Source organism: Parasediminibacterium schistidii (genome assembly GCF_046546515.1).
Taxonomy (GTDB): Bacteria; Bacteroidota; Bacteroidia; order Chitinophagales; family Chitinophagaceae; genus Parasediminibacterium.
On sequence record NZ_JBKHKJ010000042.1, the window covers coordinates 1 to 25,854 of the forward strand.

At 41.1% G+C, this 25,854-nt stretch carries 17 protein-coding genes; 5 read left to right on the plus strand and 12 right to left on the minus strand.

Going from position 1 to position 25,854, the window contains the following annotated elements; translation table 11 throughout:
• The 7 genes from ACHFIY_RS17610 to topA all read right to left on the minus strand — a co-directional run.
• Positions 1-6,671 (minus strand): IPT/TIG domain-containing protein (locus ACHFIY_RS17610; RefSeq protein WP_410847438.1); only part of this gene is annotated, 6,671 nt, incomplete at its 3' end.
• Positions 6,672-7,034: 363 nt separating this feature from the next.
• The gene (miaA, locus tag ACHFIY_RS17615; RefSeq protein WP_410847439.1) at positions 7,035-7,958 is read right to left on the minus strand and encodes a tRNA (adenosine(37)-N6)-dimethylallyltransferase MiaA; all 924 of its coding nucleotides are present in this window, start codon (positions 7,956-7,958) and stop codon (positions 7,035-7,037) included.
• Positions 7,959-8,004: 46 nt separating this feature from the next.
• On the minus strand, positions 8,005-8,574 hold the full coding sequence (locus tag ACHFIY_RS17620; RefSeq protein WP_410847440.1) for an IS1096 element passenger TnpR family protein: 570 nt from the start codon (positions 8,572-8,574) through the stop codon (positions 8,005-8,007).
• 97 nt (positions 8,575-8,671) lie between these two features.
• Positions 8,672-10,090, minus strand: coding sequence for a CCA tRNA nucleotidyltransferase (locus ACHFIY_RS17625; RefSeq protein WP_410847441.1), 1,419 nt, complete (start codon positions 10,088-10,090; stop codon positions 8,672-8,674).
• A 190-nt stretch (positions 10,091-10,280) separates the two neighbouring features.
• The gene (locus ACHFIY_RS17630) at positions 10,281-10,514 is read right to left on the minus strand and encodes a hypothetical protein (protein WP_410847442.1); all 234 of its coding nucleotides are present in this window, start codon (positions 10,512-10,514) and stop codon (positions 10,281-10,283) included.
• A gap of 684 nt (positions 10,515-11,198) precedes the next feature.
• The gene (locus ACHFIY_RS17635) at positions 11,199-12,203 is read right to left on the minus strand and encodes a glycosyltransferase family 9 protein (RefSeq protein WP_410847443.1); all 1,005 of its coding nucleotides are present in this window, start codon (positions 12,201-12,203) and stop codon (positions 11,199-11,201) included.
• Positions 12,204-12,619: 416 nt separating this feature from the next.
• A complete protein-coding gene (gene topA, locus ACHFIY_RS17640; RefSeq protein WP_410847444.1) occupies positions 12,620-15,196 on the minus strand; it encodes a type I DNA topoisomerase in 2,577 nt (858 codons plus the stop codon).
• 222 nt (positions 15,197-15,418) lie between these two features.
• On the opposite strand from topA, the gene ACHFIY_RS17645 reads away from it, so the two are divergent.
• Positions 15,419-16,021 (plus strand): hypothetical protein, encoded by a 603-nt coding sequence (locus ACHFIY_RS17645; protein WP_410847445.1) that lies wholly within the window; start codon positions 15,419-15,421, stop codon positions 16,019-16,021.
• A gap of 54 nt (positions 16,022-16,075) precedes the next feature.
• Here the strand turns inward: ACHFIY_RS17645 and ACHFIY_RS17650 are convergent, their stop codons facing one another.
• Positions 16,076-16,930: an alpha/beta hydrolase gene (locus ACHFIY_RS17650; RefSeq protein WP_410847446.1), complete on the minus strand. Its 855-nt coding sequence runs from the start codon at positions 16,928-16,930 to the stop codon at positions 16,076-16,078.
• Between the two features lie 11 nt (positions 16,931-16,941).
• Between ACHFIY_RS17650 and ACHFIY_RS17655 the strand changes: the two genes are divergently transcribed.
• Together ACHFIY_RS17655 and ACHFIY_RS17660 are read left to right on the plus strand one after the other, a co-directional pair.
• Positions 16,942-17,718, plus strand: coding sequence for a Rossmann-like and DUF2520 domain-containing protein (locus ACHFIY_RS17655; RefSeq protein ID WP_410847447.1), 777 nt, complete (start codon positions 16,942-16,944; stop codon positions 17,716-17,718).
• Between the two features lie 47 nt (positions 17,719-17,765).
• Entirely contained in the window at positions 17,766-18,356 is a 591-nt protein-coding gene (locus ACHFIY_RS17660; protein ID WP_410847448.1) for a Uma2 family endonuclease, read from the plus strand.
• A gap of 18 nt (positions 18,357-18,374) precedes the next feature.
• Here the strand turns inward: ACHFIY_RS17660 and ACHFIY_RS17665 are convergent, their stop codons facing one another.
• The 3 genes from ACHFIY_RS17665 to ACHFIY_RS17675 all read right to left on the minus strand — a co-directional run bounded on the left by ACHFIY_RS17665 (position 18,375) and on the right by ACHFIY_RS17675 (position 21,984).
• Positions 18,375-18,974 carry a GyrI-like domain-containing protein gene (locus ACHFIY_RS17665; RefSeq protein WP_410847449.1) on the minus strand — a complete coding sequence of 200 codons (600 nt, stop codon included), beginning with the start codon at positions 18,972-18,974 and terminating at the stop codon, positions 18,375-18,377.
• A 279-nt stretch (positions 18,975-19,253) separates the two neighbouring features.
• Complete coding sequence (locus tag ACHFIY_RS17670) at positions 19,254-21,533, minus strand: LruC domain-containing protein (RefSeq protein WP_410847450.1); 2,280 nt, start codon at positions 21,531-21,533, stop codon at positions 19,254-19,256.
• 46 nt (positions 21,534-21,579) lie between these two features.
• The gene (locus ACHFIY_RS17675) at positions 21,580-21,984 is read right to left on the minus strand and encodes a hypothetical protein (protein ID WP_410847451.1); all 405 of its coding nucleotides are present in this window, start codon (positions 21,982-21,984) and stop codon (positions 21,580-21,582) included.
• Between the two features lie 383 nt (positions 21,985-22,367).
• Here ACHFIY_RS17675 and ACHFIY_RS17680 point away from each other — a divergent pair, with 383 nt between their 5' ends.
• Together ACHFIY_RS17680 and ACHFIY_RS17685 are read left to right on the plus strand one after the other, a co-directional pair.
• Complete coding sequence (locus tag ACHFIY_RS17680; protein ID WP_410847452.1) at positions 22,368-23,081, plus strand: hypothetical protein; 714 nt, start codon at positions 22,368-22,370, stop codon at positions 23,079-23,081.
• Between the two features lie 40 nt (positions 23,082-23,121).
• Positions 23,122-24,855, plus strand: coding sequence for a hypothetical protein (locus ACHFIY_RS17685; RefSeq protein ID WP_410847453.1), 1,734 nt, complete (start codon positions 23,122-23,124; stop codon positions 24,853-24,855).
• Positions 24,856-25,140: 285 nt separating this feature from the next.
• On the opposite strand, the gene ACHFIY_RS17690 is transcribed toward ACHFIY_RS17685, so the two are convergent.
• Positions 25,141-25,632 carry a GNAT family N-acetyltransferase gene (locus tag ACHFIY_RS17690; RefSeq protein WP_410847454.1) on the minus strand — a complete coding sequence of 164 codons (492 nt, stop codon included), beginning with the start codon at positions 25,630-25,632 and terminating at the stop codon, positions 25,141-25,143.
• Between the last annotated feature and the right edge of the window lie 222 nt (positions 25,633-25,854).

Consider the following 25,854-nt stretch of genomic DNA (forward strand, 5'->3'; position numbering starts at 1 on the left):
GTATTGTTGAACCCAAGGGTATATTGCATCCCTAGGATGTTTTTAAAGTTACTTACCCTTATTGGCACCCTTACCTCCGTTTCGCTGGTGCTGGTTTTTATGTCCTTGTAGAACAACTGTATTGGCTTGGCTTGCACGTTTGAAGACCCATAAGTAGCCAATGGTTTCCAGTTGAAATCTAAATCCCCAAGCTTGATGCCAACCAAGCTTTGCTGGGTTTGGTTGCTGGACAGATTGGTAAAGCTGATACTATTTTGATAAGGGAAAGGATTCGTAATGTCGGCAAATACAAAGCCACTATCAACAAATGCCCACAAACGGTTGCCTTTGAACAAAGTGTCAACGCCAAGCGTGAAACGCTTTTCTAAAGCCACATCCAATGCTGTAACAGAGCCACTATTATTCACGTCAGCCGCTATCAGCTTATAAGGGCTAAACACATATTTGCCCAAAGTGTAACCTTTAAGCAAGGCCACGTCAAACGCCGTAATGCCATCGCTAATCAATGAATCGTTACCCTTGAAGGGGCGGACTGTATAATTGCCACCAGCAGGTACCGTGAAGCTGTAATTGCCCAAGGCATCGGTAGTGGTACTGATGGAATCGTTTAGCCAAACAGTAACGGAAGGCACTATGTAACCCAATTGGTTACTAATATTCCCACTGATAGTATATTGGGAAAAAGAGCTAACTATAACTACTACGCTATTGGAAGTATCTTTTGAAGCAGTTACACAACTAATACTACTGGTAATGGCACAAGTAATCACATCGCCATTGCTGACACTTGAACTACTATAATTGGTTAAATTTGCACCTAGAATGGCTGTACCATTTTTATACCATTGGTAGAAAGGTGCCGCACCACCATTAACTACTGTTGTAGTAAATGTAGCCGTGCCGCCTGCACTAATAGTGATGCTAGTAGCACCGCCATTGACGGATACTATTGGTGTTACAGGGGTGGTAATGGTTAATACTAGTGTAGTAAGGCTATCGCAGCCACCTGCCTTAGTAGTGTCAAAAGTATAAGTGCCACTTTGGGTATAGGTTGTGCCATGCCATGTATAGCTTACACATGCCGTTTGCGTAATGGTTGCTGAAGCAGGCTTACAATAGCTAAAGCCTGCCAAAGTAGCTGCTCCATACACGCTAGTAACCCTTACAATGCCACTTGCCCCACTACCAACGGTAGCACTGATAGTACTATCATTTACCACTGAATATGAGCTAGCAGTAACCAAGCCAAAACTTACACTTGTTGCTCCTGTAAAGCCATGCCCATAAATAGTAACCGTACTTCCAGTTGACGCAACAGTAGGGGTAAAAGAAGTTATAGATGGTGCACCAATATATCTAAAGCCATTTAAGGTTGCCGTGCCACCAGATGTAGTAATACTTACGCTGCCTGTTGCACCATTGCCTACATAAGCACTCATGGTTGTATCGTTTGAAACATAAAAACTTGAAGCAGATACGCCACCGAAACTTACACTTGTAGCACCAGTAAAACCTGTACCGTAAATATAAACATAAGTATTATTTGCTGCTGAAGTAGGGGTAAAATTGGTGATAACAGGAATAGGTGCTTTGTAGGTAAACCCTGCTAAATAAGCAGATCCGGCTGCATTATAGACCGTTACGTTGCCACTTGTGCCACCGCCTACAACTGCTTTAATAGTGCTGCCATCCACAACAGTATAGCTTGCAGCATAGGTGCCGCCAAAATACACAGTAGAAGCCCCACTAAACCCTGTACCTTTAATAATTACAGTATCCCCTTTTGTAGCAGTAGTTGGCGTAAAGGATGTAACTGTTGGGCGTACTGCATAAACAAAGCCTGCCAAGCTGCTAGTTCCATTTGCAGTAGTAATACTTACACTACCACTTGCCCCATTACCTACATAAGCATACAAATATGTATCGCTATATACATAAAAACTACTTGCAGGCACCCCACCAAAGCTTACACTTGTGGCACCAGTAAACCCATATCCAGATACATATACATAACTACCTTGCGTAGCAGCAGTTGGAGAGAAGGAAGTAATAGAGGGTTTATTTGTTGCGTTGTAAGCAAACCCAGCCAACGTGCTTGAACCTGCAGCATTATATACATATACATTGCCACTAGAGCCAGCTCCAACAACAGCCTTGATTGTTTTATCGTCCACTATGGTATAACTAGCCGCATTGGTACCGCCAAAAGAAACAACAGAAGAACCACTAAACGAACTACCATAAATGGTTACTGTATCGCCCCTTGTTGCACTCGTAGGATAGAAAGAAGTAATGTTTGGTGCAGTTGCATATATAAACCCTTTTAAAGTTGCTGTGCCACCTTGTGTGGTAATGCTTATGCTACCTGTTGCCCCATTGCCTACATAAGCATACATATAAGTATCACTGGAAATATAAAAACTTGTTGCAGGAACGCCACCAAAACTTACGCTGGTGGCACCAGTAAACCCAGTACCATAAATATAAACATAGCCACCTTTAACTGCAGAAGTAGGAGTAAAAGAAGTAATTGTTGGAATAGGTGCTATATAAGTGAACCCAGCTAAATAACCAGACCCTGCAGCATTATAAACTGTAATACTGCCTGTGGTTCCCGCACCAACAACAGCTCTAATTGTATTATCATCAATTACACTATATGTTGCCGCATTTGTCCCACCAAAATATACCGACCTAGCGTTGTTGAACCCAGTGCCTATTATAGTTACGGTATCGCCTTTAGTAGCAGAAGTAGGATAAAAAGAAGCAACAGTAGGTGCAACCAAATAAGTAAACCCTGCCAAGGTAGCTGTGCCGCCCGGGGTAGTAACACTAACGTTTCCACTTGCCCCATTGCCCACGTAGGCATACATATAAGTATCGCTATTTACATAAAAACTGCTTGCAGGAACGCCCCCAAAACTTACGCTTGTGGCACCAGTAAACCCAGTTCCGTATATATAAACATAGCTTCCTTTGCCAGCAGCAACAGGGGAGAACGAAGTGATAACAGGCACTGGTGCTATATAAGTAAACCCAGCAAGTGAGCCACTGCCGCCAGATGTAGTAACGATTACGCTGCCGCTTGTGCCTGTACCTACTACTGCTGTAATTGTAGAATCGTCTATTATAGTAAACCCTGCACTAGTACCTCCAAAAGATACGCTGTTTGCATACAAGAACCCACTGCCCAAAATATTTACAGTTGTGCCTTTTGATGCACTAGTTGGGCTAAAGGATTTTACGGTGGCCGGTGCTATAAAAGTAAACCCACCTAAAGTAGCTGTACCGCCGGACGTGGTAACACTTATGTTGCCACTGGCACCATTACCAACATAAGCATACATGTAAGTATCGCTATAGGCATAGAAGCTAGTTGCTGGCACCCCGCCAAAACTAACGCTTGTGGTACCGGAAAGCCCTGTGCCATATATGTAAACAGTAACACCTTTCCCTGCGGAAGTAGGGGAAAAAGAACTAATTGTTGGCACAGGTGCCAAATAGGTAAACCCTGGCAATAAGCTTGAGCCAACAGCATTAGCAACAGTAACATTGCCGCTTGACCCTGCGGCTACTGTGGCTGTTATGGTTGAGTCATTTACTATTGAAAAGCCACCTGCATTGGTACCGCCAAAAGAAATACTTGTGGCATTGCTAAAATTACTGCCCGATATAGTTACAGTAGCACCCTTTGTGGCAGAGGTAGGCGAGAAAGATTTTACAACTGGAGGCTGCAAGTATGTAAACCCTGCCAAAGTAGCTGTGCCACCTGGCGTAGTAACACTCACGCTACCAGTTGCCCCATTGCCTACATAAGCATATAAATAATTATCGCCACTTGTATAGAAACTACTTGCTGGCACCCCACCAAAAGTTACGCTTGTGGTACCAGTAAACCCTGACCCATATATATACACATACGTCCCATTTCCGCCAGTGGTAGGTGAAAAAGAAGTAATTATTGGCACAGGTGCTATGTATGTAAACCCTGCCAATAAGCCAGAGCCGCCAGAATTAGTAACTGAGACATTGCCGCTTGACCCTGCAGCCAGCGTGGCTGTAATAGTAGAATCGTTTATGATTGAAAAACTGGCTGCATTGGTACCGCCAAAAGATACACTGGTGGCACTTAGGAAACCACTGCCCTTTATAGTTACAGTGCTCCCTTTTGTTGCGGACGTGGGCGAGAAAGATTTTATAACAGCAGGCGCTAAATAGGTAAACCCTGCTAAAGTAGCAGTACCCCCCGGCGTAGTAATACTTACGCTGCCACTAGCACCACTGCCAACATAAGCATACATGTAAGTATCGCTATTAACATAAAAACTGCTTGCAGCCACACCACCAAAACTTACACTTGTAGCCCGAGTAAAGCCAGTGCCATACAGATATACAAAACCGCCTAGGCCCGCTGATGTAGGCGAAAAAGAAGTAATAACAGGCACAGGGGCTATGTATGTAAATCCTCCTTGATAACCAGTGCCACCAGCTGAAGTAACACTTACGCTGCCACTGGAACCCGTGGCTACCGTAGCCGTAATAGTAGAATCGTTTAATATTGAAAAACCTGCTGCACTAGTACCCCCAAAAGACACATTGCTGGCAAGAAGGAAACCACTGCCCGTTATGGTTACGCTGACACCTCTTGTGGCGGATGCAGGCGAGAAAGATTTCACGACAGGGGATGCCAAATAAGTAAAGCCTGCTAGCGTAGCGGTACCCCCAGAAGTAGTAATACTTACATTACCACTAGCACCACTGCCAACATAAGCATAAATATAGGTATCATTATAAGCATAAAAACTACTTGCTGGAACACCCCCAAAACTTACACTTGTGGCTCCGGCAAGACCCGTTCCATATATATATACAGTACGGCCTTGCCCCGCCGAAGTAGGTGAGAAAGAAGTAATAACAGGAACAGGAGCTATGTATGTAAACCCTGCTTGGTAACCAGTACCACCTGCTGAAGTAACACTTACGTTGCCACTTAAGCCAGCAGCAACAGTAGCTGTAATTGTAGAATCATTTAATACTGAATAACTTGTGGCATAAGTACCGCCAAAAGACACATTGGTTGCATTTGTAAAATTACTGCCCTTTATGGTTACAATACTACCCTTAGTAGCAGCGGCAGGCGAGAAAGATTTTACAATAGGTGCCAACAAATAAGTAAAGCCAACTAAAGAAGCAGTACCCCCAGACGTAGTAACACTTACACTGCCACTTGCACCACCGCCAACATAAGCAGATATGTAAGTATCGCTAAAAGCATAAAAATTTGCTGCTGGTACCCCACCAAAAGTAACACTTGTGGCACCCACAAATCCTGAACCATATATAGTAACATAACCACCTGTACCGGCAGATATTGGGGAAAAAGATGTGATAACAGGCACTGGTGCTAGGTACGTAAACCCTGCCAAGGAGCCATAACCCGCAGAACTAGAAACAGTAACACTGCCACTTAAACCAGCACCTACCGTTGCGGTAATAGTAGAATCGTTTACTACTATATACCCAGATGCGCCATTGTTTCCAAAATACACCCTTGTGGCATTGGTAAAATTACTACCCTTTATGGTTACAGTACTACCCTTTGTTGCAGAAGTGGGCGAGAAAGATTTTACTATTGGGGTTGTCAAATAAGTAAACCCTGCCAAAGTAGCTGTTCCCCCGGGTGTAGTAATACTTATGCTGCCACTTGCCCCACTACCAACATATGCGTATATATAAGTATCGCTATAAACGTTGAAACTAGTTGCTGGCACACCACCAAAACTCACATTTGTAGCACCTGTAAGCCCTGTGCCATATATATACACATAGCTGCCCGACCCTGTAGATGTTGGGGAAAAAGATGTAATTACCGGCACTGGCGATAGGTATGTAAACCCTCCCAACGTACCTGACCCTGTAGCGTTATAAACAACAACACTTCCAGAAGAACCAGTGGATACTGTGGCTGTAATAGTTGAATCGTTCACTACTATATATCCAGATGCAGCAACACTACCAAAGTAAACCCTTGTGGCATTTGTAAAATTACTGCCCTTAATGGTTACAGTGGCGCCAGTTGCCGCAGTAGTGGGCGAGAAAGATTTTACTATTGGTGAAGTCAAGTAAGTAAATCCTGCCAAGCTGGCAACGCCGCCCGTGGTAACAGAAACGCTGCCACTTGCACCACTGCCAACACGTGCAAAAATATAGGTATCGCTAATCACAATGAAACTAGCTGCCGGAACACCACCAAAACTTACGCTTGTAGCCCCTGTAAAACCGGTACCATAAATATATACAGCACTACCCGACCCGGTAGAAGTTGGGGAAAAATATGTAATGACAGGTGCGGCTCCTATATAGGTAAACCCTACCAATGAACTTGCGCCTTTGGCGTTACCCACGGTTACATTACCAGTTGATCCTGTACCCACCGTGGCTGTGATAGTGGAATCGTTTACTATTGAATAGTTGGACGCATTAGTATTTCCAAAAGATACACTAGTGGCAGTTGTGAAATTACTGCCCATAATAGTTACACTAGTACCTGTTGATCCAGACGTTGGGCTAAAAGAAGAAAGTGTAGGCACTTGTGCTTGTGCTTTAAAACTGAAAAGACTGATAAGTAATACAAAAATTGCAGTTGAGTTTCGTAAATTAAAATGTTTCATGGTTGCTTGTTACTTCGTGATTATATTGTTTTGTTATTCAAAAAACGTGAAATGAAGTCTCAGTTACTATTACTATTAGAATTGAACAAGGATAGTGAAAGAACATTAACTTAAAAAGCAGTTGATACTAAAATTCCTTTCGAAAAAATAGTTTTTTATTTATATACACAGCAATATTATGGTGTCATATTCAAATTTTCAAATAAACTTGCAGAATTCCACAATTTTGGCACTTTAAATTACTATTTTTCCCTTAAAAAGCATTTTCCTCGTTCAAAACAACTGAAAGTTTTACATTTATTAGAAATTTTAATCCTAGCTGTTTAAAGAAATTTGCATAGAGGTACAAAAATCATAAGAACACTACATATAATCGAAAGTTTCCAAATATCCCATCACATCTTCCAACAAATTGGGGCTTTGCATAAACCATTGAAAGCTTTTGTCTTTCTTAAACCAAGTCATTTGGCGTTTAGCATATTGCCGAGTATTGGTTTTTATTTGGTTAATGGCTTCGGGCAGGGTGCATTGCTGGTTGAAATAGGCAAACAATTCTTTGTAGCCAACAGTTTGCAGCGCATTCAGGTGCTGGAAGGGCAATAAAGCCTCTGCCTCTGCTACCAGCCCATCATTAACCATCATGTCTATACGGTGGATGATGCGGTTTACCAGCTGCTCCCTTGGCATTTCAATGCCTACTTTAATGATGTCAAAAGGGCGGTTTGCTGTTTGCTGGCTGCGGAACTGCGTAATAGACTTGCCTGTGGCTATTGTTATTTCTAAAGCCCGCATCAGGCGTTGTGGGTTTTGCTTTTCGGCCTGTTGCCAGAAAATAGGGTCTTGTGCTTGTACCTGTTCTTGCAGCCAGCCAAGGCCTTGTTGCTCATATTGCTGAATGATAGTTGCGCGTAAAGTGTCGGGTATTGAGGGCATTGCATCTATTCCTTCTGTAAATGCTTTGATGTACAATCCTGTTCCGCCCACCATGATGGCTATAGGATGCTGCTGGAAAATAGTCGCCGCAACTTCAAGGGCATATTTTTCAAAAATGCCCGCATTTACTTCTTCTTCAATAGAATGGGTGCCGATAAAATAGTGGGATACAGTATTTAATTCCTGCAATGTGGGCTTAGCAACGCCAATATTCAATTCCTTGAAACATTGTCGGCTGTCTGCCGAAATAATGCTAGTGTTGAAATGCAGTGCCAACTGTATTGCCAATGCCGTTTTGCCCACGGCAGTTGGACCAGCAATAATGATAACGGTATGGGGGAGATGGGGAGTCAAATGATTGGAAATGAAAAAATGATTAAGCTGTTAACCTAGCTGATTTCTAAAATTCCTCCTCTTGCGTTTCTTCTTCATGCCCTCCTTCTTCGCTTGATTCACTGGCTCCTTCCTCGCCGTCTTCGCCAAAACCTTCCGATACTTCTTTCAGATCGTATTTCTCTTCTATCTCGGCAAATTTTTCGCCAAGTAGGCTTTTTGTTCCATACTGTGGCGGCCCAATGCCTTCTTTTCGGCTAACCGAAGGGTAAGTAGTACGTATGTTTTCTTCTTTGCTAACATTTATCAATGCTACCAAAAAATTCCAGTTTTTATTGAAATCGTATATATACACAAACTTTTGGTTGGTGTCTTTTATCTCGCTGCCAATGGTTGTTTCGTGCATCATCAATGGAGCTACCACATACTTGCGGTCATAAACATCTAGGCTTATTTCCCTGCCATGCTCCCATGCATCGTTGCTGCGAAAAAAAGTGGCCTGGTGCTTATTATCAAATTCATAAGCAGTCAATATAGCCTGGTGCAGGTCTTTAAAAGTTTGCTTGTGCTTAATAACAATGTCCCGATAAATGGTATCGTCTTCCTCGTAATAAACCCTGAATTTTAGAATAGCCATATAAGTTGTAAGTGATAAGTCAAGAAACGCAAGTTATTGCGCAAGTAAATCGTAAATCGCAAGTTGATGCCTTGATTCAAAAATGCTAATGTAAGGCTTAAACAGGTTTCAAATTTAATTCTGCTGCCTTTTGCAGCATAAATTGGAACGCAGCCCCATAACTATTTGGTATAATGCCATCTAAAATAGCATTCCTTATGGCATCTTTTATCATTCCTACTTCCCTGCTGGGTTTAAGGTTAAAGATTTCCATAATAATTTCCCCAGTTATTGGCGGCTGCCAATTGCGTATGTGGTCTTTTTCTTCCACTTCCTTCAACCGTTGGGCTACCAGCTCAAAGTTTTGCAAGTAGCGTTTTACCTTCTGTTTGTTTTTACTGGTAATATCTGCTTTGCACAGCATCATAAGGCTGTCTATATCTTCCCCTGCGTCAAACAGCAAACGCCTGATGGCACTATCTGTAATATTTTCCTTGGTAAGGCTAATTGGGCGCAGGTGCAGCTCTACGAGCTTTTGTACCAGTTTCATTTTTTCATTTAATGGCAATTTCAAGCGTGTAAAAATCTTGGGTACCATCCTCGCCCCTACCGCTTCATGCCCATGGAAGGTAAAGCCATGCCCTTCTTCAAACCGTTTCGTAACTGGCTTTGCAATGTCATGCAGCAAAGCAGCCCAGCGCAGCCATAAATCATCTGTGTTTTGGGCAATATTGTCCACCACTTGCAAGGTATGGTAAAAGTTGTCTTTATGCCCCATACCATCCACATACTCTGCCCCATGAAGTGCCATCATTTGAGGGAAAATAATTTGCATAAGGCCACTTTTGCTCAACAAATCCAGCCCTATGCTTGGCTTAGGCGACAAGAGTATTTTATTCAGTTCATCCGTAACTCGTTCCTGCGATACTATCTTTATCCTATTGGCATTGTCAATAATGGCCTGGAAAGTTTCCTCGGCAATGACAAAGTTTAGTTGCGTGGCAAAGCGTATAGCACGCATCATCCGCAAAGGGTCGTCGCTAAAGGTTTCCAATGGGGCCAATGGGGTTTGGATAATACGCTTTTCTATATCTGCTACCCCGCCAAAGGGATCAATCAAATCGCCATAGGTTTCTTTGTTTAAACTAATCGCCAAGGCGTTGATGGTAAAATCTCTTCTGTTTTGGTCGTCATCCAATGTGCCGGGTGCTACGACAGGCTTGCGGCTATTGAAGTCATAGCTTTCTTTCCTTGCCCCAACAAATTCTATCTCGAAAGCATCATCCACTTTTATCTGTGCTGTGCCAAAGGTTTTAAAAAAAGCTACAGGGGGCTTTGGGTGGAAGCGTTCTGCAACCTTGTGTGCCAGTTCAATTCCATCACCAAGACAAACCACATCTGCGTCTTTCGTAGGTCGGCCTATTATTTTGTCCCGCACAAAGCCCCCTATCAAATAAGCATCTACCCCCAGTTCTTGGGCAGCGGCAGCTATTTTTTTTAGGATGAACAATTCTTTGTCTGTGCAGTCTATTTGCATGGAAATAATTGATAATTGACATTTGATAATTGATAATGTAGGCTATTCCATTATCAATTTGGCAAAGCTGCAAACATAGCCCAGGAAATCAAATCACGAATTGTTATTCTTTATTTTTTTTCAGCAATTCAGCTATCATCTTGTCTTTATCTTCAAGCTCTTTGCATTTTGTATTTCTATCAGCACTTTTTTATTTTTTCCGTCTGCCAGTTTGATGGTAGCGGTATAATCCAGCCTGTACACGGCAATGGTAACCCGCTCGGCCTTTTTTCTCCATCAATGCCTTGGCAATAGCTAGGTCTGCCGATTTGGAATATTCTTTCAAGAAAGTTTCTTCTTGTAGGCTGGGCGTTATTTCTAATACAGGCTCCTCCAGTATCGTTTCTATAAAGAAACGGGCTAGCCTGATGTCCTGCATAGCCATTTGAACACCACGTCATATATCGGGTTGGCAATGAGCATGTAGATTGCTTTTTTTTGAAGTGCAAATTAAGATTTTAATTAGTCATAAGTGGTAAGTAGTGGGTTAATAAAAGTTTTTTGCTTTTTATTAAAAAATCAACCTAGGCCAACCTTACCCCTCCCGAAAAACCGGGACAAGTTGCCTAAAGGAAAAGGTAAAAGGAACAGGGCAAGGAGACAATATTTGCATATTTTAATAATGTCAATATCTCCTAGTATTCTATTAAAATAGTTTCAGTTTTGCCTGTTTTCGGGCTTTTTCCCCCTTTGTTGTTTTTCAAAAAATCGCTTTCATTCATTTAAACCATTGATTATCAACAATATCGGAAAAAATTTATGCGTAAAATTTGCCTATTTTGTGCCTACTTTTTGAGTGATTTGTGCATATTTTATGCATGATTTATGCTCATTTTGTGCCTGATTTGTGCATATTTTACAGCCATAAACGCAGCACCCAATTTTGGCACTACAACTATTTTAATATTAGTAAAAAAAGAACTATGATTAGGATACCAAGACACTAGTTTTGTAAGTAGTTTGTATCAAGTGCCTTTATATCACAAAGATAAGTTTTTTATAGATTGGGGGTATCAGGACAAAGCGAAAAAGTTTTATGCACCCTAAGTCATAAGTAGTAAGTCGAAAGTCAATTGCTCGCTATCGTGAGCAGCAACTGCTCATTCATAATATTATTGGCACATTTAAAATGCCCTAGTGGGCAGGCTTTTTTGCCATGTATGCCACAGGGGCGGCAAGGCAAGGGCACGGGCGTTTCTACTATAAAACTATTATCGCTTAGTGGCCCATAACCAAAACCTGGTATGGTGGAGCAATACACTGCCGTGGTAGACGCATTTACGCTGGAAGCAAAGTGCATGGGCGCAGAATCGTTTACATAATTCATTTTTGCTCCCTTTTGCAGAGCCGCAGATTGCAGGAAACTAAGTTTACCTGCAAGGCTTTTAATGGCGGGATGGAGACTGGCGGCTGTAATGCTATCACATAATACGGCATCTGTTGGGCCACCTATTAAATAAACGTTGCAATCATGCGGTATTTGGTGTATGAAGCTAATCCATTTTTCAACTGGGAATTGCTTGGTAAACCATACCGATGCCGGGGCAATGCAGATATAGGTCTGCTGTTGATAAGGTTTCACAAAGGTTTCATCTGCAAGGCTTGGGTAAAGCCGTGGCTTGGCAGCAAAAGCATCTGTTAATGACTCAATCAGCAAATGGTTGCGTTCTATTTCGTGCAAGGGCTTGCCTGCTGAGCCAGTAAAAACGTGGGTTATTTTTTTGGAAAATAGAAAACTAAAAGGATTTTTGTCAAAGCCAATGGTAATATGCGCTTTTGAAAAAGCAGTAAGAAACCCCGTGGCGGCAAAGCGTTGCAGGTTGATGACAATATCGTATTTCGTATGGCGTATGGTAGACAGCAATTGAAAAAGATACTTGTATTTGCTTTCTTTCTTGTGCCACACCAATACCTTGTTTAAAAAGGGGTGGTTAGCAAACAATGCCTCATTTCCTTTCCGCACCAAGAAATCTATCTGAGCCACGGGGTTGTACTGGTGCATTTTTTCCAGCACCCCGGTTGCTAGCACCACATCGCCTATAAAAGCCGTTTGTATGATTAATATTTTCTGCATTGGGTAGGCAAAGCTAAACCACTAATTAGATGAGTTGTATGATATTTAATTGTTAAATCCCTTAGCCTGCAAGGTAGGCTGTTCAGAATAGGCATAAAAGGCTTCGGACAGTTTTAAGCGGAAGTTTAACCACAAAGCACACAAAGTTTTTCGCAAAGAAACACAAAGAAAGCTTCCTTTTAAGTAAAACGTTTCACTTAAAGGACACAAAGCAAGGTGCAGATTGACTACTCATTAGTAAATCTATTCATGCGTAAGTAACTGTAAACTGTATGAAAAAGCCTCCCTGATTCTGAACAGCTTACCTGCAAGGTTTCTATTGGAAAAAAACGAGGGGCAACCAAAAAAGAAAATCAAATCTCCCTAAAGCATCCCCCCCACCTGCACTTAAAATTCAACATTCAAAATTACCCATGCTACCACTTCCGTTTTACGGCTACTGTTTTTTTAGCAGCAGGCACAGTGGCTTTTGTTTTCTTTTCAGGTGCGGCCTTTTTGGCGAAAGCACCGGGCACTTGTAGCTCAATCATTTTCTTTACTTCTACCAATGGAATTGTTGCCGCTTCGTCGGCAGTATATTTCCCGCCGCCAGGTTTGCTGGTCAATTTCAACATCTTCTTGCCAAAACGGACAAATGGACCCCAACGGCCATTTTCTATGGTGATTTTTTCTGCTGGCCATTGCTGAATGAAACGGGTGGCTTCTTTTTCCAGTTTCTTTTCTATCAATTCATCAATATCTTTTTGCGACAGGGAATCGTAATTATACCCTTTGGGGATATTGATAAACATATCGTCCCATTTAATGAATGGACCAAAACGCCCTTTGCCTTTTGTTACAGGTTTTGTATCGTAATGGCCAATAGGTGAATCTGCCTGGTTTTTCCCGGCAATCAATTCTAAGGCACGCTCTATTGTTATTTCCAGCGGGTCGTCTGTTTTTGCAAGGGAAATAAACTGGTCTTTATATTTTACATAAGGGCCAAACCGACCAACTCCTACTGTCAATTCTTCCCCTTCAAATTCGCCAAGACTTTTGGGCAATTGGAACAATTTCATTGCCTCATCCAGCGTAATTGTTTCTATGCTTTGGTTTTCCTTTAGCTTGGCAAAGCGTGGTTTTTCTTCTTCGTTGCTGGTTTCGCCAATTTGCACCATTGGGCCGTAACGCCCCATGCGAGCAATTACTTTTTTACCGCTCACGGGGTCAATACCTAATTCCCTTTCACCTTTTGCACGTTCGGCCGTTTCTAATGTATTTTCAATATTCAGGTGGAATGGCTTGTAAAAACCATCAATCATATTGCTCCACTTTATTTTGCCCAAGGCTATTTCATCAAACTCTTCTTCTATCTTAGCTGTAAAGCTAAAATCCATCACTTTTTTAAAATGTTGGTTAAGGAAATCCGTCACCACCATTCCTAAATCTGTCGGGAATAGTTTGGATTTTTCAGCCCCTGTATTTTCCATCAGCATTTCCTGCTCAATGTTATTTTTTGCCGTTAGTCGTAGTATAGTTGATTGTCTTTTGATACCGTCTTTATCACGCTTTTCTACATACTTCCTTTTTTCTATGGTGGTAATAGTAGGCGCATAAGTAGATGGACGGCCAATGCCCAGTTCCTCCATCTTTTTTACAAGGGCAGCTTCTGTGTAGCGGGCATTAGGACGGGTGAATTTTTCAGTGGCTGTCATTTCCCTGAAATCCAATACCTGACGGGCAGTTAAAGGCGGCAACATGCCTTCGGTATCGTCTTCGTCCTCATCATCCTTCCCTTCCAAATATACTTTTAGGAAGCCATCAAATTTCATCACTTCCCCAGAAGCAATGAGTTGCTCCCTATTGGTGCTGATGTTTATTTTGGCCGTTGTTTTTTCAAAGATGGCCTCACTCATTTGGCTGGCGATGGTACGTTTCCAAATCAGTTCGTATAGACGTTTGCTATCGCTATCATCAACCGTATGGTTGTTCATATAGGTAGGGCGAATGGCTTCGTGTGCTTCTTGTGCGCTTTCGTTTTTATTTTTAAACTTGCGGGGCTGGTTATAGTTCTGCCCAAACGAAGTGTTTATTTCCTTGCTTATGTCTGCCAATGCCGTTTCGCTCAAGTTGAAACTATCCGTACGCATATAAGTAATCTTACCGCTTTCATATAGTTTTTGGGCAATCAACATGGTCTTGCTTACACTGTATCCCAATTTACGGGAAGCCTCTTGCTGAAGCGTAGAAGTTGTGAACGGCGGTGCCGGGCTACGCTTGGCTGGTTTTACCTCAATAGATTCTACTGTGTATTTTGCATTGATGCAACTGGTTAAAAACTGCCTTGCATCTTGCTGGTTGGTTACTTTGCTTTGGCCTTCAGCTTTAAATGTAACGGGCTTGTTATTTATGTCTTTAGCAGCAAATAATGCTTCTATTTTGTAGGAGCTAACAGGTACAAAATGGTTTATTTCCCTTTCCCTGTCCACAATTAAACGTACGGCTACGCTTTGCACACGGCCTGCGCTAAGGCTTGGCTGTACTTTTTTCCAAAGCACGGGGCTTAGTTCAAAACCAACTAACCTGTCTAATACACGGCGGGCTTGTTGGGCATTTACCAAATCCATATTGATGGTACGGGGATTGGCTACTGCTTTTTTAATAGCCGGAGCCGTAATTTCATGGAACACAATCCGCTTGGTGCTAATGGGGCTTAGCCCAAGCACTTCTGCCAAATGCCAACTGATACTTTCCCCTTCGCGGTCCTCATCCGATGCCAACCAAACCTCTTTCGACTTTTTTGCTAGCGCCTTTAGTTCGTTTACCACCTTTATTTTATCGTCTGGAACGATATAACGGGGCAAATAATGGTTATTAATGTCAATACCCATATCGTCTTTTTCCAAATCACGGATATGGCCGTAGCAGCTACGCACATCAAAATCGCTACCGAGTATTTTTTCGATGGTTTTAGCTTTCGCCGGACTCTCAACTATTAATAAATTCTTGCTCATTTTCTATAAAATTATGCTTGTTCGATTGACCCTTGACTGTTAACCATTGACCGATAGCTACAACGTCTGTGAAAGGTAAACGGTAAACGGTCAACCGCTGACTGCGTGCAATATTAGCTTAATCAATCAAACCACAAAGAATGTTAAGAAAAAGTATAGGTTTTGTTTTTTGAAAATGTGGCATAGTGTTGGGAATATATTGGGTAATTAAATATACAAATCATGAAAACGATTATTACGCAATCCCTTTTTACCATCATTATTTTAACCAGCATTAGTGCCAATGCACAAAGGGGATGGGAGAGGGGAAATGATAGGCACGAAGAAACAAGAGACAATTACAACAATGGCGGGCAAAGGGGTTGGGACAGGGGAAACGATAGGCACGAAGAAACAAGAGGCAATTATAACAATGGTGGGCAAAGAGGTTGGAATGGTCATCACGATGAATATATAAACAACGATAGAAGGGTGGTTTACCAACAACAACCTCAACAACGTGGTGGTTATTATAATAATCATGAAGCCTACGGCTATGGCTATGCCCAGCAACCACAACGTAGGTCATATTATTATTATCCACAAGCCAATGTTTATTTTAATCCTAACAACCGTTTGTATTCTTATTACAACGGTGGTGGCTGGGTAGATTGTGAAGTATTGCCAAGGGGCTTGTGTGTAAACGAGCCTTATAGTGAAGTTTATTGCAACCCAGATGAAGATATATGGGCTTATAACCGCTCACATATCAATTGTTACAGGCAAGCACGGCCAATGGTTGTAGAAAGGCCACGAGTAAGTTTTTCTGTAGGGTTTCGATTTTAAAATAACTCCTCTATTATATTACATATCTGTAAAGGGTAGCTGAAAGGCTACCCTTTACTTTTTAAAAAAATCCACGATTGTTTTTACTGTTTCGGGCTCCCTATAAATATTGCTATGCCCCAAGCCTTTGGTAATATAAAAGGAAACGTGGGGCAAATTTAATTCTTGTATTGTTTTTACTTCATCGTATGGGCAAACTTTATCTTCTTCGTCATGCACCCAAAGCGTTGGTGTAGTTATTTGTTGTATTGCCCTTCCAGCATTATAATAGCTAACAGGCCTTTGGCCAAGTTTCACTACGAATTTATACAAAGATTTCTTTACGACTTTTGAAAGGGACAGCATCTTGGAAAAAGCATCGATACTTCTTGTAATTTCCACGGGCGGAGCAATAAGGACTAGCTTATCTAGTCTTGGCAATTTTTCAGAAGCAAGGGATGCCGCCAAACCACCAATAGAATGTGCCATTATACCATATAAAGGGCCAAATTTTTTATCAACGGCCAAGATTGATTTTTTGTATTGCAAGGAGTTGATGGTTTTGCCATCGCTAAGCCCATGCCCCGGCGCATCAAAAGCCAGCACTGTGTAGCCTTCTTTTTTTAGCGGGCGGATATATTTTTCAAACTTGTAGCTGCAACTATCAAAACCATGCAGTATCAATATGGTTTTTCCAGTAGGTTTTTCAGGCTGCCAACGCCAGCCACGCAATATTAAACCACCCTCTGTTTTTACGGTTATTTTTTCACCCTTAGCAAAAATACCCGGCTCCAACCGTTGTGGCTTGCCACTATAAGGCGTGCAAAAAAGCTCGAAGGCACGTTTTGCCGCCTCCTTGGGTGAAACCATGCCCAACAACCTGAACTTTGTTTTATAATATCTTAATGCAATTCTTTTCCCTAATTTCATTTCCTATTAACTTGGACAAAGATATGAATGTGGTTATTATTGGCACAGGGAACGTAGCAACAATTTTAGGAAAACTGTTGGTTAGCAAAGGACATAAGGTATTAGAAGTTGTTGGTAGGGCCAAGCAGAAAGCAACTTCATTGGCCAACATTTGCGGTGCAAAGCCTATATTGGATTTTAGTGCTATTACCGATACAGCGGATATTTACATTATTGCAGTGTCAGACAAAGCCATAGAAATAGTTGCCAAGCAATTAATACTTAAAAACAAATTAGTTGTGCATACGGCAGGTTCTGTATCCATCAATATATTTAATATGCCGGGAAATAACTATGGCGTGCTTTGGCCTTTGCAAACATTGCGCAAGGAAATGGAAACTGTACCCCCAATTCCCTTTGTAGTGGATGCGGTGAATGAAGCTACGTATGTAACACTACTAAACTTTACAAAAACCCTTACAGACACTGTTTTTAGGGCAAACGATGCGAAGCGGATAAAATTACATTTAACTGCGGTGATGGTGTCTAATTTTACCAATCATTTGTATGCTTTGGCAAATGATTATTGCCACAAGGAAGCTCTGGATTTTAAATTATTGTTGCCCTTGATTGAAGAAACTGTAAACCGGATAAAAACATATCCACCACATACAGTGCAAACAGGGCCAGCATCTAGAAAAGATGTTACTACTATTGCTAACCATCTTGGTTTGCTAAAACCCCACCCAACGCTTCAGAAGATATACCATTTGATGAGTGATAGTATAATGGAGAATAAACCGTTATAATTTGCCAAATGCATTATTTTTTTTATTTTGCGACAAAATGAAATAGCATGGGTGCAGCAGAGAAACTATATTTCACTTTGGAAGAATACCTAGCCTTGGAAGAGGAGGGTGAGAAATATAGCATAAGGCATGAATTCCACGATGGCGAAATATTTATAATTTCCGATAGCAGCATTGCACACAACCAAGCATTAATGGGTGCAATTATAGGTCTTACTACTGCCTTAAAGGACAAACCTTGCCAAGTTGTTACATCTACCCAAAAAGTGCATGTTCAAACAGAATCTTTTTACTGCTATCCTGACATTGTAGTTGTGTGCGATCCAATAGAAACGCTTGAAGGTCATAAAGACATTATAACCAACCCTACATTACTAATAGAAATCCTATCTCCATTTACGATGGATTATGACAGGGGCGAGAAATTCAGGTTATACCGTAATATACCTACTTTGGAGGAGTATATCTGTATCTCATCCTTGCAAGTAAGCGTTGAAAAATATACAAGGCAAAATAGCACCCAATGGCTGTTTGAAGAATATACCTCCATTAACGATATAGTAACGATAGAAAAAATGGGCATTAGCCTGTCGCTTGCAGGGATTTATGAAAAAGTAGATTTTTCGCTGAATGCCTAAGTGTTTTTTTTCTCTTTGCTACTCCACTTCGCAATACACATCCGTTTGCAAAAAAGTTTTGTCTTTCATTACCTTGGGGTCCGACATAAACACTTCCCACGCCACCCCTTTTTGCTTTTGCTTATTGTCTTTCAACCATTCGTCTAGGGCAACATAAGCCTGCGATAATTTAGAATAAGGGCCGAAATAGTGAGCCACAACAGCTTTACAGCGTTTCGTTTGCTTATAGTACACGCCAGGCTCGTTGTAAGGCAGTTTTTTCAGCATTGGCACCCCCACTTCCACAAAGTACAAATTAGGCTGCCTCCAATGCCATGCCGCAGGTTCTCCAACGGGCATTAAGTTATTTTTCTTTAAAACAAAATCAAGGTTATTAAAGATGACTTTCTGTTTCTCTTTGGCATCTGCCTCAAAATTTGCATAGTCTTTCATTACCATGAATAATTGTGGCCGTAGTTGTGTTGGTTCCACATTAATCACAGGCGTATCTACTTTTATTTCCTCTGGCAAAGGTGGCGGTTGGGTATTAACTGTAGGCTCATCCTTGGTGTTACTATTCATGATAGCATCGCAGGAAAACAAGAAGCAAAGGAATATTGATATAAGGCAAATTCTCATAGGATTTCTAAATTTTAAATTCTAAATCCTAATGCAAGGTATCAATTATAATTTAATAAAAGAAAATAAAATTGCCACAAAGGCACAAAGCCTCGTAGCAACAATAATCAAAAGGAAAGAAGGACTACATGCTTTTCCTTCCTTATTTCCTTTTAACCTTTGTCATCTATTGTGTGTTCTTGCCTTCGTTGCAAATACCAAAAAAAAGCTAGCAAGCAACCTCACTTTAAAAATCGAGTTGCTTGCCAGCAGAATAAATACTTAAATTAAATTTATATTCTAGTGGGCATACATTTTAGCCGTGTTCCTGTACCCTGTGGCTGTATTGCTAAACCAATCGGTATAAGTACTGCCACTACTTTGAGCCCATGGTGCCAGCAATAAATAAGCGGTAGTAACATCTGTTAGTTCCAAAGAATAAGGAACATAAGCAGGAATATCTAAAGCCCAAGGAAGGCTATTTTTATTCACATAATAAATGCCAGTACCCGGAACACTTTTATCATCGCTTGTACCAAAGAAGCTAGGGCTTGCTTTGCTGGTAGGCACTTTGTTGGCCATGTGCAGCTCCCTGCTCCGGTTTTGGTTGATGATCATGTAAGGATTGATGGCAATATCGCTAGGCAACACGCTATTTGACACGAATGTTATGGTAAGGGAAGCGGTATCTGGCGTAATGAAAGGGTCGCTAGCTACTGTGTTTACAAAACCTGTGCTGGTAGTAGCTGGCATTATCCTTGAAGCATTGTCTATAACAACAATGTTGGCATAAGCTTGGCTGCTTTCAGTACCGTTGCTGCTAAGCGCTAACCATGAAGGGGCATTTGTTTTAGCACCGGCAACGGCTGAAACTTTTGCAGGAAGCATATTGTCTAGCTGTATAGCAAAACCATTTTTAAAACTAGCACCAATTGCCCTTGTTACAAAACTAGCTTTCACTTCTACTACTTTGTTGGCAGCGTTGGTTACGGTATTGTACCTATAGCTTATTACTAAGTCGTTAAAGTCATAATCGCCAGTGCCAGGCCAGTTGTCTTCAAACATATAGGTACCATAACTAGCAGAAGGGTAGTAAGTATTAAAAGCCCTTGTAGCATCACTTGGGTAAGCATCATAAATGTCTGCCACGCCATCGCCATCAGTATCGGCCAATGTTTTGGCAGATGAAGCCAATGTACCCGTTGCATACACAATGCCTGTGCCAGTACCATTGTATTCAACCACGGTGTAGTAGTATGTGGTATTGGCTGTAAGCCCTGTTACTACCACGCTATTGCCTGTACCATTATATACTACATAACCGCCACCTATTGCTGTGCCGCTGCCATATACAGTGCTTGCAGTATAGGCAGTGCCGCTTGAAGGCAAACTACTTAGTGCAGCTGATGGGCTTATAATTACTATCCTGTTGCTGCCATTGCCTATTGCCCAGCTACTGCTGATAGCTGTAATATCCAAGTTGTTGAACACTAATGCGCTAGAAGCCGTAGTAGGTGCTGCTGTGCCTGCCACAATGTTGCCTGCAAAATTGTAAGAATGTATTTCTCCGCTTGCGGGCTGCGAATATGATTGCCCAATTACTTGGCCTTCGATATTAGAATTGTTGCTAGACTTGGTAATGTCTGCAAAAGGTGCAAATAGGGAACCTTCTATTACTCCATTGCCGGCAATACCCAATGTAGTGGTATTGTAAAAATTATACAATATGTATGGGGCATTCCCCCCACTGATGCCACTTGGCGTGAAAGCACTCCATGTAAAAGAACCTGCTGCATTTACATTGATAACCAAAACATGGCTTGCATCGGGCGCTTGTCCAGAAAAAGTAAGGCTTTGGAAATTGTTAAAATCTGCACCTGCTATGTTCAACACATTAACGCCTGTTGAAAGGGTTTTAATATAAATCTGCGAATTGCTGCTAATGCCGCTATGTGCTATGGCCGTGGCATTTTGGTTAGGTGAATTGTAAATCACCATATTGTCTTTCAGGCTACTAATGCTTGATGCACTTGTTTGCATGGTTTTAAATGCCCCTGCAAAGTCAATGGTAGGTGTTTGAAAAATAGGGTTCACGGTAGCACTTACCCCTAAAGTAGTTGCGCTAGCAGACATTAAAATGTTGGGCGTAGCATTGTAGTTGCTGCCTTGCGTAATGCGAATGGGTGAACTTGCACCATTCTGGTCAGTGTACCAAGCTTTTGAACTATTTTGGTTGCCAATAATTACATACCCATTGTTTAATACTTGTAGGCTGTTGCCACCTTTATAACTTACTTTCCCGCCTATCAACAACCCTATGTTTACTTTATTTATTTGATAAGAAAAATTGTTGTGATTGCTTACGTTGTAGTTGCCTGCAATGGTAAGGTCGCCGCCCATGGCCACAGGACCCTCTGTTTCGCTAGTGTAAAAAGCTACACCGTTTTGGGCAAACACATTAAAAGCCAATGCTGGGGAAATTGGGTTTTGGGCTTTTGCCTGCCCGAATGCCAAGATAACCAAAAATATGGCAACGGCATTCTTTAAATTTTTCGTGCTGTTGAAAATGCTATTGTTCATGATATAGTAAAATATATGTTTTAATAAATAAGGCTTGGTGCAATAATTAGTTTAAATTCATGTTTACGCTTCCATTCCTGGTAATAAACGTTTTTGTAACACTGCCAAACTGAACGTTAATGGTTGGATAATTTGAAGGCACATTAAATGTAGTTGAAAAGTTTTCATCACCCTTTTGTAATTTTTGCAAAACCACACTTCCATCGCTTGCCGTTATTTTTAATATTGAATTAAAGCTTTGGCCCTGCAGGCCAGTAAAGTTGAATGCAATTTTATTAGTGCTGTTCCAGTTAAAATTGCTGGCAGTAGCAATAGCAGCAAACTGGGTAACTGCAGGCGTGGCTGCGCCAGGAGTAGCTGTATCTTTTTTGCAGGATGCAATTGTCAATATAAATAAAGCAAGGGCTATGGTGCATTTGCCACTAAGGAATGAGTTCAAATTATTTTTCATTGTTCTTAATTTTAAACAAAAATAGAATGTGGCTATTTATTAAATTGCCCCTACAATTAGGGGGGCGGGTAACTAGCGTAGTGAAGAAGCTTCAATTCGTAGATTTTTTGAAACCCCAATAAAATATCCACCAATTTTTTATCTTTTTCCAAAACAGGGAAAAACATCAATAGCAATTAAAAAAAATACCCATTTCTAGGTATTTTTTTAATCAAATATCTCTACTATTTTTGCACATGAAAATAAAAAATTGTTCGCTAAAAATAAATTTTAACTTTTCAATTAAAATATACTAGTTTCGTTTTAACAATTAAAAAACAAACCTCTTTCGCAATCAAAACCTGCGAAACTAAAACGGCTATTTAGAAATAAAAAAACAAACCATGAGACAAAAAATCAAGTTCGTCTTGTTTGCGTTGTTCTTTATTAAGGGTGCAACTGCACAAGTAGAGAAAAAGCAAGCAACCCTACCAAAAACACCGACCGCATTTTCGAACAACACATCGCTGCAGCTTGGAGTAGGCACGCAAGGCTTGTCATTCGACGTAAAAGAGACTGTTAGCAGCAAATTCACATTAAGATTGGGTACAACATTGCTTCCAGTGCACAACCTTGACCTCACAAACACAGTAGATATCGGGATAAAATCTTCCACCAATGGGGATGCAGACCTGAACAGTGTAAGGTTATTGCTTGAATACAGTCCCGTGCACAACGGTGGTTTCAGGCTGGTAACGGGAGCTGGATATTTTTATAAATCGGGACTGGTAATGAATCTTTCTATCAATGAGTCGAAACAATTCTCTAATACCGGCCCTACTTACACTGGCGCGCAGATTGGAACGGTAAAAACGGTAATAGATTCTAAAGGCATAGCCCCATACATTGGTATAGGCCTTGGCAGGGCTACCCGAAAACACCGTTTTACCACCAACTTGGATCTTGGTACCTTTATTTTGCCATCCCCAACCGTGGTTGTTACTGGGACTAATATGCTCAGTAACAACAGCCACTTAGGTCCGGTTTTGCAAAACCAGATATCTGACTATAAATGGTTGCCAGTATTGCAACTGCATTTTAATTACAGGATAAACTAAACAGTCATATTAAAAACATTAAAAACAAAAACACTCAAAAATGAAAACACGCTTAGAACAATTTTTAATTGCTGCATTTTTTGCAGCTACTTTTCTTGGCCTCCATGGCTGTAAGAAAGTAGACCTTAGTGAAGCCACATCAAACATCAACACAGCAATTTATGTTTCCCCAATCTCCATTAGGTTTGTTGATGTAGACACCGCCACCAAAGTCATACCCGATACTAAAGTAACAATAGGTGGCGATGCTGCCCAATATGTGGTAGCATCAGATGGAGGGAATCTTTCCACATCTTCTTCAGCTTTTCAGACATCACACGGCTTTTTGAACTTGGCACTTGCCACAACTACTGGCCTGCCCACAACTAGCCACCCGGTTAATTTTACCATCAGTGCTAGCCCCGCCGGTTATATGCCTGTGATAAGGACACTTTCTATTACAGATACAACGCCAACCATACTCACTATAAGTGTTGTAAAATCAACGGCTTTAGGAAACTTTGGTGCATCGGTAACCCCCACTATCCAAAACACATTGTCAGGGGATACGCTTAGTGCGGATGCTCAACTGTTAACAGTGCCTATGGGCAAAATGACTGAAAAAGCCACCATAACCATCCCTTCAGGAACAAAGTTCCTTGATGCGAATGGCAATCAAATACACGCCTCATCTATCAATACAAACATAGTGCAATACGGCACTGGCGTACCTGGCGTGCAGGACATTTTTCCAGGTGGCTTAAACCCTAAGAATGTAATTGGCGCAGATGGGAACGCTATTAATGGTGGCGTACAATTCATTACGGCTGGCTTGTTAAACATAAACATGAACGCTGGGAATACCGCAGTAAAGAAATTCTCTAAACCACTGGATGTAAATGTTGAACTGAACAGCAACCTGCAAAACCCTGAAAGTGGAAAAGCACTACAGGCTGGTGATTACATCCCTGTATGGAGCATGGACGAAGGAACAGGCCAGTGGAAATATGAATCTAAAGCCGTAGTAGCACCAGACCCCAGCTCTGGCAAGTTAACTGCCAATTTCAAGGCTTCTCACTTGAGCAACTGGAATTTAGACTGGTCGTGGGATTATTTTGGTAGCCATGGCACCACTTTTAAACCTTTAACCTGCGTATTGAACATTGCTAATGGATTTTATGGTTACCCATGGGAAGTAATCTTAGTTGACCAAAATTATAACTATCTTGCTGGCGATCATTATGAATATGTATACAATGGCTACACTACTACGCTTCCATACATACCTAATGTACCACAAGCAAGGTTTATTTTGAAACCATCCCCATGGTACACGGGCAATTACCCTGCTTTGGATTATGTAGCACAAACGCCTTTGTTCAACCCCAAAACACAAAATTCAATAACCCTTACATACGCCCCGCCACCTCCTCCTGAGCGAGCAAACCTAGTGTATAATGTTACTGGCAAGTGTAGCAACAAAAACACTGCTATCAACGTTGGGGCATGGGTTTACTATTGGAGCGATGATTGGAGTGAGTTTTACTATTCCTATATCAGTACTTATGGATGGAGCTATAACAATAATATTAGCCTTCAAGTAAACAAAAAATACAATATTGGCATCTGGTATGGTGGAACTTGGAACCAAAGTTCGTTTACCATGACAAAGAGCGACTTTACTTTGCCTACCGTCCTTATTCCTGGTACAGGCCTTATATCTGGCTATGGCAAGTATAATGCAGGCTCTAAAACATTGACTGTTACGTCTAGCTTCCAAGTAGTTTGTAAATAACTAATTTTCGGGGTAATGGACAAAATTGATGCTCAAATTCCCTGTAATTAAGGCTAGCATTGTGTTTTAAGCAATCAAAGTATTTCCAATAGAATATTGATTACAAAAAAACATCTAAAATGCAGTACTGGCAAGTATTGTATGAGTTTTTTAAGGCATTGGAACTCAGAAAATAGCATCAATTTTGTCCATTACTCCTAATTTTCTAACTGTTTATCGTATAAAAACTAAAAGCCCCAGTTGCAAATGCAATTGGGGCTTTTTTTGCTTGTATATCATTAATCCTCACCCCACCCTTTTTCCCAAAATCTTCAAACTTCTTTCCACGCCATCTAAATTGGCAATATTTTTCAAGTTGGCCCATTCTTCAAAGCCAAGTTTTTCAAAGAGGTTGATGCTAGGAATGTTGTGTTCGAAAATAAAGCCGAGGAGGGTGTTGATGCCATATTTGGGGGCATTATCCATGCAATATTGCAGCACTTGTTTGCCATAGCCTTTGCCCTGCTGTTCAGGAGCTAGGTAGATGCTAATTTCAGTAGTGGCATCGTAAGCTGGGCGGCCATAGAACGATTGGAAGCTTGCCCAGCCTATTGTTCCCAATTCATCTTCCACCATCCATAATGGGCGTTTTTTAGGCGAATGGGCATAAAACCATGCTTCCCTGCTGGCAACAAATACGGGTTCTGTATCGGCAGTAACCATGCGGCCAGCAACTGTAGTATTGTAGATGGCTACAATGGTGGACAAATCGGCAATAGTGGCATCCCTAAAAATCATTTTTTTATTTTTATTTGTAAAATTACTGAGATACCCATTTTCGGATGTTTTTGATGTTTATTTTTTGAATAAAAAATTTTTTTTGCACTTCCTTTTGGTTTTAACTCCTTGAAATACAGTATTTTTTTATTTTAAAATTTGATTTTATAGAAGATTTTATGACGATTTATTGATGATAAAATGAAGATTTATTAGTGATAAAATGAAGATTTATTGATGATA

Bases quoted from the DNA above. Each gene is read 5' to 3' on its own strand.
- ACHFIY_RS17620 (WP_410847440.1), bottom strand. From the start codon at position 8,574: ATGGCTATTCTAAAATTCAGGGTTTATTACGAGGAAGACGATACCATT.
- ACHFIY_RS17625 (WP_410847441.1), bottom strand. From the start codon at position 10,090: ATGCAAATAGACTGCACAGACAAAGAATTGTTCATCCTAAAAAAAATA.
- ACHFIY_RS17630 (WP_410847442.1), bottom strand. From the start codon at position 10,514: ATGGCTATGCAGGACATCAGGCTAGCCCGTTTCTTTATAGAAACGATA.
- ACHFIY_RS17635 (WP_410847443.1), bottom strand. From the start codon at position 12,203: ATGCAGAAAATATTAATCATACAAACGGCTTTTATAGGCGATGTGGTG.
- topA (WP_410847444.1), bottom strand. From the start codon at position 15,196: ATGAGCAAGAATTTATTAATAGTTGAGAGTCCGGCGAAAGCTAAAACC.
- ACHFIY_RS17645 (WP_410847445.1), top strand. From the start codon at position 15,419: ATGAAAACGATTATTACGCAATCCCTTTTTACCATCATTATTTTAACC.
- ACHFIY_RS17650 (WP_410847446.1), bottom strand. From the start codon at position 16,930: ATGAAATTAGGGAAAAGAATTGCATTAAGATATTATAAAACAAAGTTC.
- ACHFIY_RS17660 (WP_410847448.1), top strand. From the start codon at position 17,766: ATGGGTGCAGCAGAGAAACTATATTTCACTTTGGAAGAATACCTAGCC.
- ACHFIY_RS17665 (WP_410847449.1), bottom strand. From the start codon at position 18,974: ATGAGAATTTGCCTTATATCAATATTCCTTTGCTTCTTGTTTTCCTGC.
- ACHFIY_RS17670 (WP_410847450.1), bottom strand. From the start codon at position 21,533: ATGAACAATAGCATTTTCAACAGCACGAAAAATTTAAAGAATGCCGTT.
- ACHFIY_RS17675 (WP_410847451.1), bottom strand. From the start codon at position 21,984: ATGAAAAATAATTTGAACTCATTCCTTAGTGGCAAATGCACCATAGCC.
- ACHFIY_RS17680 (WP_410847452.1), top strand. From the start codon at position 22,368: ATGAGACAAAAAATCAAGTTCGTCTTGTTTGCGTTGTTCTTTATTAAG.
- ACHFIY_RS17685 (WP_410847453.1), top strand. From the start codon at position 23,122: ATGAAAACACGCTTAGAACAATTTTTAATTGCTGCATTTTTTGCAGCT.
- ACHFIY_RS17690 (WP_410847454.1), bottom strand. From the start codon at position 25,632: ATGATTTTTAGGGATGCCACTATTGCCGATTTGTCCACCATTGTAGCC.